This is a genomic window from uncultured Amaricoccus sp. (assembly GCF_937891315.1).
In the GTDB taxonomy this organism is placed as follows: Bacteria; Pseudomonadota; Alphaproteobacteria; order Rhodobacterales; family Rhodobacteraceae; genus Amaricoccus.
In genome coordinates this window covers 1-10,370 of the sequence record NZ_CALAGI010000075.1, presented here as the reverse complement: position 1 = coordinate 10,370, position 10,370 = coordinate 1, and the positions used below count along the sequence as shown (strand labels likewise).

The following is a 10,370-nucleotide window of genomic DNA, read 5'->3' as shown; positions in this document are numbered from 1 at the left end:
CCTGCGAGTCGTTGCCCGGATACCAGCGCCACGTGTCTTCGCTCAGATCCACGATCTCGCCATCGGCCCAGACGCGACCGATGCCGGTGATCTCGCCCTCGCAGAGGGCCACCGCGAAGCTGGCATAGTAAAGGTATTCGGTGCTGGTGACCTTCGGCCCGCCGCCCTTGCCGCCGCCCTGGCGGGTGGTGTTCACCTCTTCGCGGAAATCAGTCGCCCAGATGATATTGCCGCCTACGCGCATGCGCCCGAAGAGGCGCGGGATCACCACGCCTTCGGTGGCCGAGGTCACGCGCAGGCTGTCCATGCGCTGGCCCTCGATCCGCTGGCCTGGCAGCAGCGAGGAAACGATCCAGCTATCAACCATCGAGCCGACGCCTGCGCCGATCATGCCGCCGATGGTCGCGCCGGAAAGCCCGAGGACAGCACCGCCGAATCCGCCGCCGATGGCGGTGCCGACTGCGCCGAGAACGATTGTCGCCATGGATCAGGACTTCTTCTTGCGCCGGGCAGGTGCCGGGCGGGGAAACAGGAAGGCGAAGGCGATGCGTCGTCGCCATGCGGTGGTCAGCGGTTCCTCGATCACGCCGAGCCGCTCATAACTGTGGATGAAGCTGTCAGGCCCGGTCAGGATCCCGACATGCTTGACGATGGCCCCGGCCCGCATGCGGAACAGCACTACCGCGCCGGCGCTTGCCTCAGCCGGGTCGATGCGGATCAGTACCTGCGCGGCGCTGTCGGCCAGCACCTCGCGGGATCCTGTCTCGCCCCAATCGTGGCTGTAGGGAGGCACCGGCAGGGTTTCGGATCCGACCACCTCGCGCCAGATGCCGCGCGCCAGCCCGAGGCAGTCGCAGCCGACACCCTTGACACTGGCCTGATCGTGATAGGGCGTCCCCAGCCAGCTGCGCGCGGCGTCCACGACCTTCTTCGGATCGGCGGGCCTCACAGAACCGCCCCCTCATACCCGCCGTCCGCGCTGGCATAGCGGATCACGGTGTCCTGGCCCGGAATATGCGGGAAGCCGCGGAAGTTCAGGATATTGGCGAACTTCGTCGCGCATGTCGCCGACCGCTTGTCGCAGCCCGCCCGGATGGTGAAGCCGTCGCCGCCGCTGATCGGGCGCACCGGCGCTTCCAGCAGCGTGATGGTCACAACGCCGGATGCCTTCTCGTGCAACATGACCTCGGCCGCGCGACCGCTGTTCGTCCCCGAGGTCCATTCGAGGAAACCGAAGGCGAACCAGCCATTGGCGAATGAGCCGATGCCGGATGCCGTGAAGGATCGGTCGCGGATCGTATCGACCACCGCGCCGGTGCCGGTCCAGGCTGGGTCGTTCAGATCGACGCGGCATCGGGTGTCGCCAAGCGCCGCGTCACAGGTGCCTTGAAACATCCTCCCGACCGTCTGCCCCAGCACATGGGCCATGCTGCGAATCTCTGCCACGAAGGCCACCCGCCAGCGCCGCATTTCGCCGATTGAGCCGCGCCGCAGCAGCACCCGCTGCCCGGTCGCCCGCCAGTTCACGCGCCAGACCTCGACCAGCGCATTGTCCCAGCGGCCATCGAGGATATCGGTCTCGGTGATCCGGTCGGAGGTCAGCACACCCTCTGCATCCTGCGAATCCACCGAGAGGTCAGCACCGCCGCGGATTTCGGAGGCCGTGAAGCCGCTTTCCGGCTCGAAATCCGAGCCGCCAAACGACAGCGCCAGGTCATGATCCGTGAAGCCCAGAACCTCGCCATCGGCGCGGGTGATCTTCCAGCACCAGGCCAGCGTGGTGGTGCCATCGTCCAGATGGGCTTGCAGGGCGGGAGAGAGGGATTTCACTTGCGCCCCCAGCCGCGCAGAAGCGCCACGGATGCCAGAAGCGAAGATACCACGCCACCAGTCGCGCCGGTCAGGGCGTAAAGGTTGAAGGGCCTCAGGTCGAAGGTGCCGGTCGCCAGATCGAAATCCGCCAGTCCAGCCATTGCGAGGCCGGATGCGGCAAGACAGGCCAGGTAGACGAGGCCGCGGGCAAGGTTCCAGTTCATGGACGTCCTCCGATCAAGGTGGTGAGGAATGCGATGAGGCGAGACAGCAGCATGGGCGCCGCTGGCACGGCCGGGGCCGGCATGGGGGCAACGGCGGCCGGAACTGCCGCCGCCTCTGAGCGCAGCAGCGCCAGTGCCTCGTCCTCGGTCAGCCGCCGGATGGGGCGCGAGAAGTCGACCCGGCCATTGCGGTCGACCGACCAGATGGGGATGCTCCCGATGGGGTAACGGCCATGGCGGAAGAGGTCCCGCTCGGCCTCGCGGCGCGTGCGGATCGCTGTGGGCTTGAGCCAGCCCATGAAGGCTGCTGCGGCGGCTGCATGGTCGCCCGCGTTCAGGTGCCGAGTGAGCGCCGCCTTGGCGATGCCGCCTGTGTTGTAATGGAAGGACACCAGCGCATCGAATTCGTGCGGTGCGAGCGGCACGGTCACCGCGCGTCGCACCGCCACCTCGTAGGCAGCCAGATCGGTCCGGAAGACCTTGAACGCCTCGCGGATCCCGGCATTGAGATCGGCGGGCAGGCCGCGCGGCATCGTGGCGGGATCGGGCGTCCCGGCGGCGGCTGTGTGGCCAATGCCGAATGTCCAGACCTGTTTCACATCACGGTAGGGTCCGGGCACGATCCCTTCGTGCCGGACGAGGGCCAAAAGCCCCCGGTCAGTCATCTGCATGGAAATTACCCCAGAAGTGAGCTGATCAGGATCAGCGCGGCGATGGCGATGCCGACGCCCAGACGGTGGCGGAAGGCGTGGGTGGGATCGGCCGGGTCGCAGCGCAGGTTGCGCGCGAGGCGGAGAAAGTCATGCATCGCCACCGCCTTTCCCGGCATGGCGCAGGCGGGCGAGCAGCACCTCGATGAAGGCAGGACCGAAGACGCCGACCAGATAGGCGGCCGACCCGGCCGCGCCCCCGGCCGGGATCGCCTCGGGCGGCAGGCCGAGCCAGCGGGTGATGATCGCCATCGACAGGCTGCCCATCCCGGCCGCGATCAACCCGCCGAGCAGGATGTGGCGCAGCGCGTCGCGCAGCCGCATTTTCGTGGTCAGCGCGTTGGTCGCGCCGCCGAGCGCGCCCCAGGCGGCGAGGATCACGGCGGTAGAGGCCAGCAGCTCCTTCAGCGCCGCCGTCAGAAATCCGGTTTCATCATTCATCGCCGGATCTCCAGAAGCGGGATGGAGGTGATGGAGCCCAGCCGCTCGAGGTCGAGAGTGACGTCGAGCACATCGGTGTCGAAGCGGACGGGCACGTCGAACTCGAACCCCGCGGTGATCGCGACGCCAGCGCCCGGCGCGGCGCTGAAGCTGACGACGCCGGTCGTGGTATCGACGGACCAGCCGGAGGCCTGCGACGCACCATTCAGGGCGATGGTGACCGAGCCCGCGACCGGCTTGGTGATGGTCCGCACCCATGTCTGGCTGCCCGAGGCGTAGCGCTTCACCAGTTGGAAGCTGGTTGTTGCATCGTCGCCGGTGCCGAGCGCCTGGTCGGTGGCAACCGGCACCTTTGACGGCAGGCAGGACTTGAAGTCCCCCCAATCCTTGAAGCGGAAGCCATACAGGCGGCCGTTTCGCGCCTCGAAGAAGGCGACAACGGAGGCGAGATCGTCGGCACGACGGATGCCATAGGCCAGGTCATAGCGGCGACGCGAGTTCGCCCAGCTGGCGTTGCGCTCCTCGTCGCCCGAGGCCAGCTCGACGATCTGGGTGCGCCGCTCCGGTCCGCCGCGCGCGCCGCGGCTGATGTTGTCCGGAAACCGGACTTCGTGAAAGGCCATGACTGCTCTCTGTCTGGTTCAGGCGGTTGGTCGAGGCTCACATGCCCCTTCGGCCCAGCGAAACCGTCCGGGCGATGTCGGCCGCGACCTGAGTGCGGGATTGCCGGAAGCTCTCGGCATCGCGGGCATTGATGTTCACGGTGACATTGCCGCCATTGCCGTAACCGGCGGCTTCGCGGCGCGAAAGCACCCGCTCGCCCCGCTGAAGGATCGCCGGCACCTCGTCGGGCCTGAGGCCCGCCCAGCCGCCGTTGTGCATGCGCGGCGCGCCCGCAAAGGCCAGCGCCGGCACCATGCGGCCCGGCCCCGGTGACCCGACCATGCCGCCCGCATGCAGGATGTTGGCGAAAATCCCGCCCGCGCCGCCGAGCGCGCCCGAGAGCGCGTTGGCGATGGGGCCGAGGATGAAGCGCCGTGCCGCGAGCTTGGCCAGATCGGCGATGAGCGAGGTGACCAGATCCCGGAAGTTCAGCTTGCCGGTCTTGACGAATTCTCCGATGGCGTTCTCGGCCGACTGGAAGGCGCCGACCAGCGCGTTGCCGATATCTCCGCCGATCTCGCGCGCCCTGGCGGCGTAATCGGCGAGGGACTGGCTTACCGCCGCCCAGCCGGTGGCCGCCGTGTCGGCCCCGGAGGCGGCGTCGGCACCGGCCGCACGACCGGCTGCACCTGCGCGCCCTGCGGCGCCGGCAGCGCCATCCAGCGCATCGCCGAACCCCGATGCACCGCCCGTCGCATCGTGGAGGGCAGCGCCGGCATCGCTTCCGGCCCCGGTCACCGCATCCTTCAATGCCTGCCAGCTGGCCATCGGCCGCGACGCCGCGTCCGAGAGCATCCCGGCTGCCTCGCGATAGCCATCCGCGCGCCCGCGCGCAGCATCGGCCATGGCGCCGAGCCCGGTATCGGGGGCGGTGACATAGGTCTGCGACAGTGCGGCGTTGAAAGCATCCGCCGCGGCGGTGCCGGCCGCTGTCGCCGCGCCCTCGAACGGATTACCGATGCGACCGAGCTCTACCGGATCGAGCGTGCCGATCCGCACGCCGCCTTCGCCCGTCGCCCATTCCGGCAGATAGGAGAGTGCTGCGTTCAACGCTTCGATGAAGCTGTTGATGCGGGTGACGACGCCGTTCAGCATCGCCTCGACGCCCGAGATCAGCCCGTTCGCGGCCTGAAAGGCGAAATCGCCGATCGCGCCGGGGAGAACGCCCCAGATCGCCACCGCGCCGTCATAGGCGCCCTGAAACACCGCGACGGTCCGGTTGCCGAACAGGAACATCCCACTGACGGTATCGTCGAGTAAGGTGAGGATCGTGGCCTTCAGCCCCTCCCAGGCGGCACCAAGGCGGGCCATGACGGCGTCGAGCCGCAGCCCCATGCGGTTCCAGGCCTCTGCCACGAAATCGGCGACAAGGCGGAAGGCCTCACCCAGCCCGCCAACCTTCCGGACGACAGTCATCAGCTGGTAGATCAGCTCGCCCGCCAGCACGATCAGCGCACCGATACCGGTGCGGACGATGGCGCCGCGCAACACGGTCAGTGCACCGGAAAGCGTCAGCGTGGCGACGCGAGCGGCAAGGAACGCGGCCACCCAACGTCCAGCCATGAACCCGGCGAAGGCGACGCCGATGGCGACGAGACGTTCCATGTTGTCAGCGACCGCGATCAACGCCGCGGCGACCATGGAAGAGGCCCCGAAGACCTGATCCCAGGTTCCGACCAGTTGCAGGGCGGCGTTGCCGATCAGGGTGAAGGCATCGCCGATGGTGGCGGGCATCGAGTCGGCCTCATCTCGCAGCCGTTCGAGATTGCCGATCAGCGCCGTGCGGATGACATCGCCGGTGATCGCGCCTTGCTGGCCGAGGCCGCGCAGTCCCGAGACGGTGGTGCCCAACTCAGCCGCGAGCAGTTCGGCAAGCCGCCCGCCGCTCTGGATTATGGTATTCAGGTTGTCACCGCTGAGCGTGCCAAGCGCCATGGCCCTGGAAAGCGCGTTTTGCACCGAAGCAGCGCGCTCGGCCCTTGCGCCAGACACCACCATGGCGTTGTTCAGCGCCTCGGTGAAATCGAGGCTCTCTGCCGTCGTCATCCCCAACTCACGCAGCGCCGTGGCATTGGCGAGCCAGGATTCGGTCGTCTGGCCAAGGCTGGAATAGGTCCGCCGCGCCATCGCGGCGAGCCGGTCCATGACCGCCGCCCCGCGCTCCTGGCTGCCGGTCGCCAGATCGACCCGCGAGCGCAGGTCGGTCCAGCTGTCGGCATAGGCCACCAGCTGGCGGATCGACAGCGCCCCGGCGACGATCCCGGCAAGGCGGCGCATCACTGCGCCGGTGATATCGGCCTGCCGCTCGATCCGCTTGAAGTTGCTCTCGCCCGCATCGCCGATCCCCTGGAACTCGGCCTTTACCTGCCGACCGCCTTCGGCGACGAGGCGGACGGAGACTCGTTTCTGGGCCATGGGTCATTATTCCAGACGGTTGGGAAGACGCTTGCGGATTGGGTTCATTGTTCCAGCCCTGACGAACGCATCTGTTCGTTGAGCTTGCGGACCACCACTGCCTCGATCTCGGGCAGGCATTCGGCAGCGATCAGCGGATCGATACCGAGAGCCCGCGCCAGGGCGAGCGCCGCCGTCATGTCCCAGCCGATGACGGCGCCGCCGCCCATACCCATGGCGATGCGCAACTGCCCGGTCAGGCGCTGCGCGAGGTCCCAGACCTGCCAGCCTTCCAGCGTCAGAGGCCGGTTCAGCCGCGCCGGGCAGTCCGGGCACGGGCCCGTGCAGGCTTCGCAGTAGCGGTCGCCCCCGCCGAAGTGCCATTCGGCAAGGGCGCGGAGGCGTTTTTTTCCGCGTCCAGCATCAGATGCGGCGCAAGGCAGCGGGTCTGGAAGGCCTCGAACACCGGCCAGATGTCCAGAAGCGCGTCGATCCCTTCCGGTGTGACGGGAACGGGAGTGCCGCCAGCATCCCCGACACCCTCCCAAGCGGTGACCACGCGGCGGGCAACGGCTTTGGCCATCACCAGCGCCTGTTCCTCCTTGCTCGCCCCTTCGGGCAGCGCCTCGACACTCGGGTCGTTGCGGGCGGCGACCATGATCGCGGTGGTGACGGGCAGGACAAGCAGACGCAGCTCAGCGCCGAGATCGAGCCATTTCGGCGCGCTGGAGAGGTCGAGACGGATCATGTCAGTAGCTTTCGATGTCGTTGACGAGGGTGACGGTGCACATCCGGCCCAGCGTGGCGTCGCGGGCGGCCTGCCAGTCAAAGCTGGCCTGAATGCCCTGCGGACCGCCGATCTCGATGCGCGGACGCGGCAGATAGACAGCGTGCGCGGTGAAAGTCAGGCTTTCGCCGGAGAGCAGCGTGTAGGAGAACTCGAGCTCGCACGGCGTGCCGTTGATGGCCTGCGTGACCAGCGTCTGATCGGCGAAACGTACCTCGGTGCGGCCGGTCAGCGCGGCGATCGAGGGATCGGCGCCGTCGATCATGCCGTCGGCACGGATGGTCTCGATCCGGTCGAGATTGTTGGCATAGGTGATCTCGGTTGAGATCACGTTGCCGAGCGCCGTGCCATTGCGTTTGATCGCGCCGTTGAAGTGACCGAAACGGATCAGATCCAGCTCGGTCGGCGTGCCAACCTGCGAGGTGGTGTTCACCGTCTCGCCCTGCGCCACCAGCCGCGCGGTGGCGGTGAGCAAGCCCGAGCGCTGCATCTGCCAGCTGAGCTGGTCCAGCACCACGCCGGAATACATGGCGTAGCGCGGCACCTCGGGCATGGCGGTCTCAATCGCCATGCTGGGCAGTGTCCAGCTGCCGGACTGGAAGGTATGGGTATATGGGCCGGGCGAACTTCCGGTGGTGACGGGCGCGCCAAAGGCCGCCTTCAGCCAGAATCCGAAGGCCTCCGCGTCGATCGGCACCACCACGTCACCATCGGCGGTCACCGCGTCCTTGATAGGAGCCATCGGATCGCGACCGTAACCCAGAAGCTCCGAGTTCAGGAGCGGCTGTTCCGCCCCGAGCGTGGCGCTGGCGAAGGGCATCCTCGTGTAGCCGCTGGCGGGCGGCGTGCCATAGGTCGTCTCGAACGCGAGCGCCATCCGCGCCCGCGCCCCTTGGGCTCGTGCCATGTCTCAACTCCTGTTGTCGGGTTAGGTCAGCCGAGCGGGTCGGCCGTTGAATAATGCAGCACCACCGGAATGACGGCAGCCTTCAGGCTGGCCGCGCCGTCCACCGGCAGATCGACGGGCTGCGGGGCTTCTGCTTCGACCCAGTCGCAGAGGCCGCCAAGCGTGCGGTCGGCGGCGAGCGCCGCGCCGATACTGGCGCAGAGCGTGTCGAAGGCGGTGTCACGGGCCGCACCCTGCACCACAGCTTCGATCTCTGCCCGGTGCTGATAGTGATAGCGCAAGGGCGAGAGCGTCACCTCGGGCGCGCCGGGTTCGCCGTCGCGCAGGATCAGCAACCCGGTTACAGGTACGCGCTCGGGCAATACCTCGCCGCGCAGGGCGGTTGCGGGCAACGCCGAAAGCCACATGTGCAGCGCGGTGAGGATGGTTTCGCGTGTGGTGGGCATGATGATCCCGGTTGTCCGGGGCCCGCCCGGCTTCAGTGGTCCCTGTCGGGCTTCGGTTCCGTGATGGCTGCAAGCCGCCGCGGCAGGTCCGCGCGGGCGTGCAGGAAATCGACGATGATCACCTGTTCCGCCTCCTCGATGAAGATGACGAAATGCTGGCCGCAGCGTGCGAAGCGCAGATCCTCGGGCAGGTCCGGGTCGATGATCCGGCGGCAGTCCTGCGACATGGCTGTACCGGCCGCGATCTCCGAGCAGCGGACGATCAGGTCTTCCTCATAGGCGGCCGCCTGTCGAGGGCCGAAGGTCTCGACGGTCCAGTTAGCGATGTCGACGAGTGAGGCTTCGGCCTGTCGCGTCAGGCGCCAGGGCTTCGGCATCAGGACGATTGGCGCGCGCGCGCAAAGGCACGCCGGATCGCATCTTCACCGCTGCCCTCGGCCAGATCGCCACGCCGGGCCTGTTCCAGCCCGGTCGTCAGCCGGTCACGCAACGCGCCGAGCTCGGTTTCTTCGCGTTCGAGCAATCGCAGCCCGGCCCGCAAGGCTTCCGAAGCATTCTGATAGCGCCCGGAAGCGACCAGACGGTCGACCAGGTCGGATTGCGTGTCAGTCAGAACGACGTTTCGCGTGGCCATGCGGCTCTCCTGCAAGATCGTTGGCAATATATGCCAATCGGCCCTGAATGTCGACCTCTCCCGCTGTTACGAGCCGGGCTCCACCCAGTTCGCCACGATCAGCCCCGGCACAGCGTCATGCGCTCGTGCGGCATCTCGCGCGAGGTCCAGCCGCTTCGGCAACCTGATCTGCGGAACCAGCAGGAAGATCGGCACGGAGGTCAGCCCTCGACCGGTCTTCGAACGCGACGCCACCGCGCGGCCCTTCGTGTTCAGCCGCCCTTCAGCCACCAGAAGGCTCGGGCCCCTGCGGCGATAGATGAACCGCAGGCGCAGGCCGGTGCGGCGCTCCCATTCGCCGGGTGTGATCCGCCCACCGCGGAGCGACTTGCCCGCCGCAGGCGTCGGGATCGCCAGCCAGAATCCGCTCTTCGAGCGGATCAGCGGGCCGGTGTCATGTGCACCGACGATGACCGGGGCGTTGGACCAGACCAGCGCAGCGGCATTCAGGCTTGGCCTGTCCTTGGGGAATTGCTCGGAGCGAATGCTGCGGGCAAGCCGTGCGCCCAGTCCGGCGCCCGTGATCTGTGCGCGCCAGGAAGCCTTGAGCCCGGTTCCGGCTTCGCGCATGGCCGAGGTTACAGCCATCTCGCCCGCCCGGGTCTCTGCTTCCATGATCCGGGCGATATCGCCGATGATGTCGAGCCTCAGCTTCATCGGGTCACGCCGGGCGCAAATCCACGGTCCAGACCAGCCGCTCGCGGTCGCGGACCGGTTCGCCCTGGATGAGGAAGGCGTCACCATCGATCTCGATGCGGTCGCCGGGGCGCGGCGCTGGCACCTCGGCCGCGCGCAGGTCGATACGGGTGGTCTCGGACCAGAGCCGGGCGTCGCCGAAGTCGGCGATAGCATCCGCGCGCCGGGCCACGGCGCGCACCGGAACGGGCGCGCCGCCCTCGGGCGTGTAGACCGCATCCCGACCCACGTTCGGATCGGCGAAGAGCGCGCCGACGGCGGCGGCGAAAGCGCTCATCAGAACGCGCCGTTCAGGCGCACCCGGCCGATGGTGTCACCAGCGCCGCCCGTCACGGCCTCGGTGGCGACACCGATCAGCGTGTTCGAGGTGGCCACGTTGGTGGTGCGCTTGTTGGTATCGTCCCAGTAGATCCTGGCACCTGCGGTCCAGGCCTGCGAGCCAATCTTGGTGATGTCGAAGACGCCGGTGAGCGCGGTCTCGACGCTCTCGCCGAGGGCGGCGGTGCCGGAGGCCACTCCGAAGATTGAGCCGACAAGCAGGCCATCGCCGGAGGCGACGGCGTAGGGCGCGGTCAGGGTGATGGTGTTGCCGGGCTGGACGTAGTTTTTCATGGGGA

The 10,370-nt window shown here is 67.9% G+C and carries 17 protein-coding genes and 1 pseudogene; all 18 read right to left on the bottom strand.

What is annotated here, in order from left to right; genetic code table 11:
- Positions 1 to 484: pseudogene (locus Q0480_RS07025) on the bottom strand (hypothetical protein); the annotation flags it as partial.
- Between the two features lie 3 nt (positions 485 to 487).
- Positions 488 to 949 (bottom strand): NlpC/P60 family protein, encoded by a 462-nt coding sequence (locus tag Q0480_RS07020; protein ID WP_299131688.1) that lies wholly within the window; start codon positions 947 to 949, stop codon positions 488 to 490.
- Entirely contained in the window at positions 946 to 1,830 is an 885-nt protein-coding gene (locus Q0480_RS07015; protein ID WP_299131687.1) for a DUF2163 domain-containing protein, read from the bottom strand. Before Q0480_RS07015 ends, Q0480_RS07020 begins: the two co-directional genes overlap by 4 nt.
- Positions 1,827 to 2,036, bottom strand: a complete 210-nt coding sequence (locus tag Q0480_RS07010) for a hypothetical protein (protein ID WP_299131686.1) — start codon at positions 2,034 to 2,036, stop codon at positions 1,827 to 1,829. Before Q0480_RS07010 ends, Q0480_RS07015 begins: the two co-directional genes overlap by 4 nt.
- Complete coding sequence (locus tag Q0480_RS07005) at positions 2,033 to 2,707, bottom strand: lysozyme (RefSeq protein ID WP_299131685.1); 675 nt, start codon at positions 2,705 to 2,707, stop codon at positions 2,033 to 2,035. The genes Q0480_RS07010 and Q0480_RS07005 overlap by 4 nt, the downstream gene beginning before the upstream one ends.
- Positions 2,708 to 2,712: 5 nt before the next feature.
- The gene (locus Q0480_RS07000; protein ID WP_299131684.1) at positions 2,713 to 2,844 is read right to left on the bottom strand and encodes a hypothetical protein; all 132 of its coding nucleotides are present in this window, start codon (positions 2,842 to 2,844) and stop codon (positions 2,713 to 2,715) included.
- Positions 2,837 to 3,187 (bottom strand): hypothetical protein, encoded by a 351-nt coding sequence (locus tag Q0480_RS06995; RefSeq protein WP_299131683.1) that lies wholly within the window; start codon positions 3,185 to 3,187, stop codon positions 2,837 to 2,839. Before Q0480_RS06995 ends, Q0480_RS07000 begins: the two co-directional genes overlap by 8 nt.
- A complete protein-coding gene (locus tag Q0480_RS06990) occupies positions 3,184 to 3,810 on the bottom strand; it encodes a DUF2460 domain-containing protein (RefSeq protein WP_299131682.1) in 627 nt (208 codons plus the stop codon). The genes Q0480_RS06995 and Q0480_RS06990 overlap by 4 nt, the downstream gene beginning before the upstream one ends.
- A gap of 37 nt (positions 3,811 to 3,847) precedes the next feature.
- Entirely contained in the window at positions 3,848 to 6,265 is a 2,418-nt protein-coding gene (locus tag Q0480_RS06985) for a tape measure protein (RefSeq protein ID WP_299131681.1), read from the bottom strand.
- 44 nt (positions 6,266 to 6,309) lie between these two features.
- Positions 6,310 to 6,492, bottom strand: a complete 183-nt coding sequence (locus Q0480_RS06980; RefSeq protein WP_299131680.1) for a hypothetical protein — start codon at positions 6,490 to 6,492, stop codon at positions 6,310 to 6,312.
- A 62-nt stretch (positions 6,493 to 6,554) separates the two neighbouring features.
- Positions 6,555 to 6,992 (bottom strand): hypothetical protein, encoded by a 438-nt coding sequence (locus Q0480_RS06975; protein ID WP_299131679.1) that lies wholly within the window; start codon positions 6,990 to 6,992, stop codon positions 6,555 to 6,557.
- Between the two features lies 1 nt (position 6,993).
- Positions 6,994 to 7,938: a phage tail tube protein gene (locus Q0480_RS06970; RefSeq protein ID WP_299131678.1), complete on the bottom strand. Its 945-nt coding sequence runs from the start codon at positions 7,936 to 7,938 to the stop codon at positions 6,994 to 6,996.
- Between the two features lie 26 nt (positions 7,939 to 7,964).
- Positions 7,965 to 8,384 (bottom strand): acyl-CoA transferase, encoded by a 420-nt coding sequence (locus Q0480_RS06965; RefSeq protein ID WP_299131677.1) that lies wholly within the window; start codon positions 8,382 to 8,384, stop codon positions 7,965 to 7,967.
- A 32-nt stretch (positions 8,385 to 8,416) separates the two neighbouring features.
- Entirely contained in the window at positions 8,417 to 8,761 is a 345-nt protein-coding gene (locus Q0480_RS06960) for a type II toxin-antitoxin system RelE/ParE family toxin (RefSeq protein WP_299131676.1), read from the bottom strand.
- Positions 8,761 to 9,018 (bottom strand): type II toxin-antitoxin system ParD family antitoxin, encoded by a 258-nt coding sequence (locus tag Q0480_RS06955; RefSeq protein ID WP_299131675.1) that lies wholly within the window; start codon positions 9,016 to 9,018, stop codon positions 8,761 to 8,763. Before Q0480_RS06955 ends, Q0480_RS06960 begins: the two co-directional genes overlap by 1 nt.
- Positions 9,019 to 9,084: 66 nt before the next feature.
- Positions 9,085 to 9,714: a DUF6441 family protein gene (locus tag Q0480_RS06950; protein WP_299131674.1), complete on the bottom strand. Its 630-nt coding sequence runs from the start codon at positions 9,712 to 9,714 to the stop codon at positions 9,085 to 9,087.
- A gap of 4 nt (positions 9,715 to 9,718) precedes the next feature.
- On the bottom strand, positions 9,719 to 10,030 hold the full coding sequence (locus Q0480_RS06945) for a hypothetical protein (RefSeq protein ID WP_299131673.1): 312 nt from the start codon (positions 10,028 to 10,030) through the stop codon (positions 9,719 to 9,721).
- Complete coding sequence (locus tag Q0480_RS06940) at positions 10,030 to 10,365, bottom strand: DUF2190 family protein (protein WP_299131689.1); 336 nt, start codon at positions 10,363 to 10,365, stop codon at positions 10,030 to 10,032. Before Q0480_RS06940 ends, Q0480_RS06945 begins: the two co-directional genes overlap by 1 nt.
- Positions 10,366 to 10,370: the final 5 nt, after the last annotated feature.

What these genes read in the sequence shown, in the direction of transcription:
- Q0480_RS06990 (WP_299131682.1), bottom strand. Translation starts at nt 3,810, where the DNA reads ATGGCCTTTCACGAAGTCCGGTTTCCGGACAACATCAGCCGCGGCGCG.
- Q0480_RS07005 (WP_299131685.1), bottom strand. Translation starts at nt 2,707, where the DNA reads ATGCAGATGACTGACCGGGGGCTTTTGGCCCTCGTCCGGCACGAAGGG.
- Q0480_RS06985 (WP_299131681.1), bottom strand. Translation starts at nt 6,265, where the DNA reads ATGGCCCAGAAACGAGTCTCCGTCCGCCTCGTCGCCGAAGGCGGTCGG.
- Q0480_RS06950 (WP_299131674.1), bottom strand. Translation starts at nt 9,714, where the DNA reads ATGAAGCTGAGGCTCGACATCATCGGCGATATCGCCCGGATCATGGAA.
- Q0480_RS06975 (WP_299131679.1), bottom strand. Translation starts at nt 6,992, where the DNA reads ATGATCCGTCTCGACCTCTCCAGCGCGCCGAAATGGCTCGATCTCGGC.
- Q0480_RS06960 (WP_299131676.1), bottom strand. Translation starts at nt 8,761, where the DNA reads ATGCCGAAGCCCTGGCGCCTGACGCGACAGGCCGAAGCCTCACTCGTC.
- Q0480_RS06945 (WP_299131673.1), bottom strand. Translation starts at nt 10,030, where the DNA reads ATGAGCGCTTTCGCCGCCGCCGTCGGCGCGCTCTTCGCCGATCCGAAC.
- Q0480_RS06965 (WP_299131677.1), bottom strand. Translation starts at nt 8,384, where the DNA reads ATGCCCACCACACGCGAAACCATCCTCACCGCGCTGCACATGTGGCTT.
- Q0480_RS07000 (WP_299131684.1), bottom strand. Translation starts at nt 2,844, where the DNA reads ATGCATGACTTTCTCCGCCTCGCGCGCAACCTGCGCTGCGACCCGGCC.
- Q0480_RS07010 (WP_299131686.1), bottom strand. Translation starts at nt 2,036, where the DNA reads ATGAACTGGAACCTTGCCCGCGGCCTCGTCTACCTGGCCTGTCTTGCC.
- Q0480_RS06940 (WP_299131689.1), bottom strand. Translation starts at nt 10,365, where the DNA reads ATGAAAAACTACGTCCAGCCCGGCAACACCATCACCCTGACCGCGCCC.
- Q0480_RS06970 (WP_299131678.1), bottom strand. Translation starts at nt 7,938, where the DNA reads ATGGCACGAGCCCAAGGGGCGCGGGCGCGGATGGCGCTCGCGTTCGAG.
- Q0480_RS06955 (WP_299131675.1), bottom strand. Translation starts at nt 9,018, where the DNA reads ATGGCCACGCGAAACGTCGTTCTGACTGACACGCAATCCGACCTGGTC.
- Q0480_RS06995 (WP_299131683.1), bottom strand. Translation starts at nt 3,187, where the DNA reads ATGAATGATGAAACCGGATTTCTGACGGCGGCGCTGAAGGAGCTGCTG.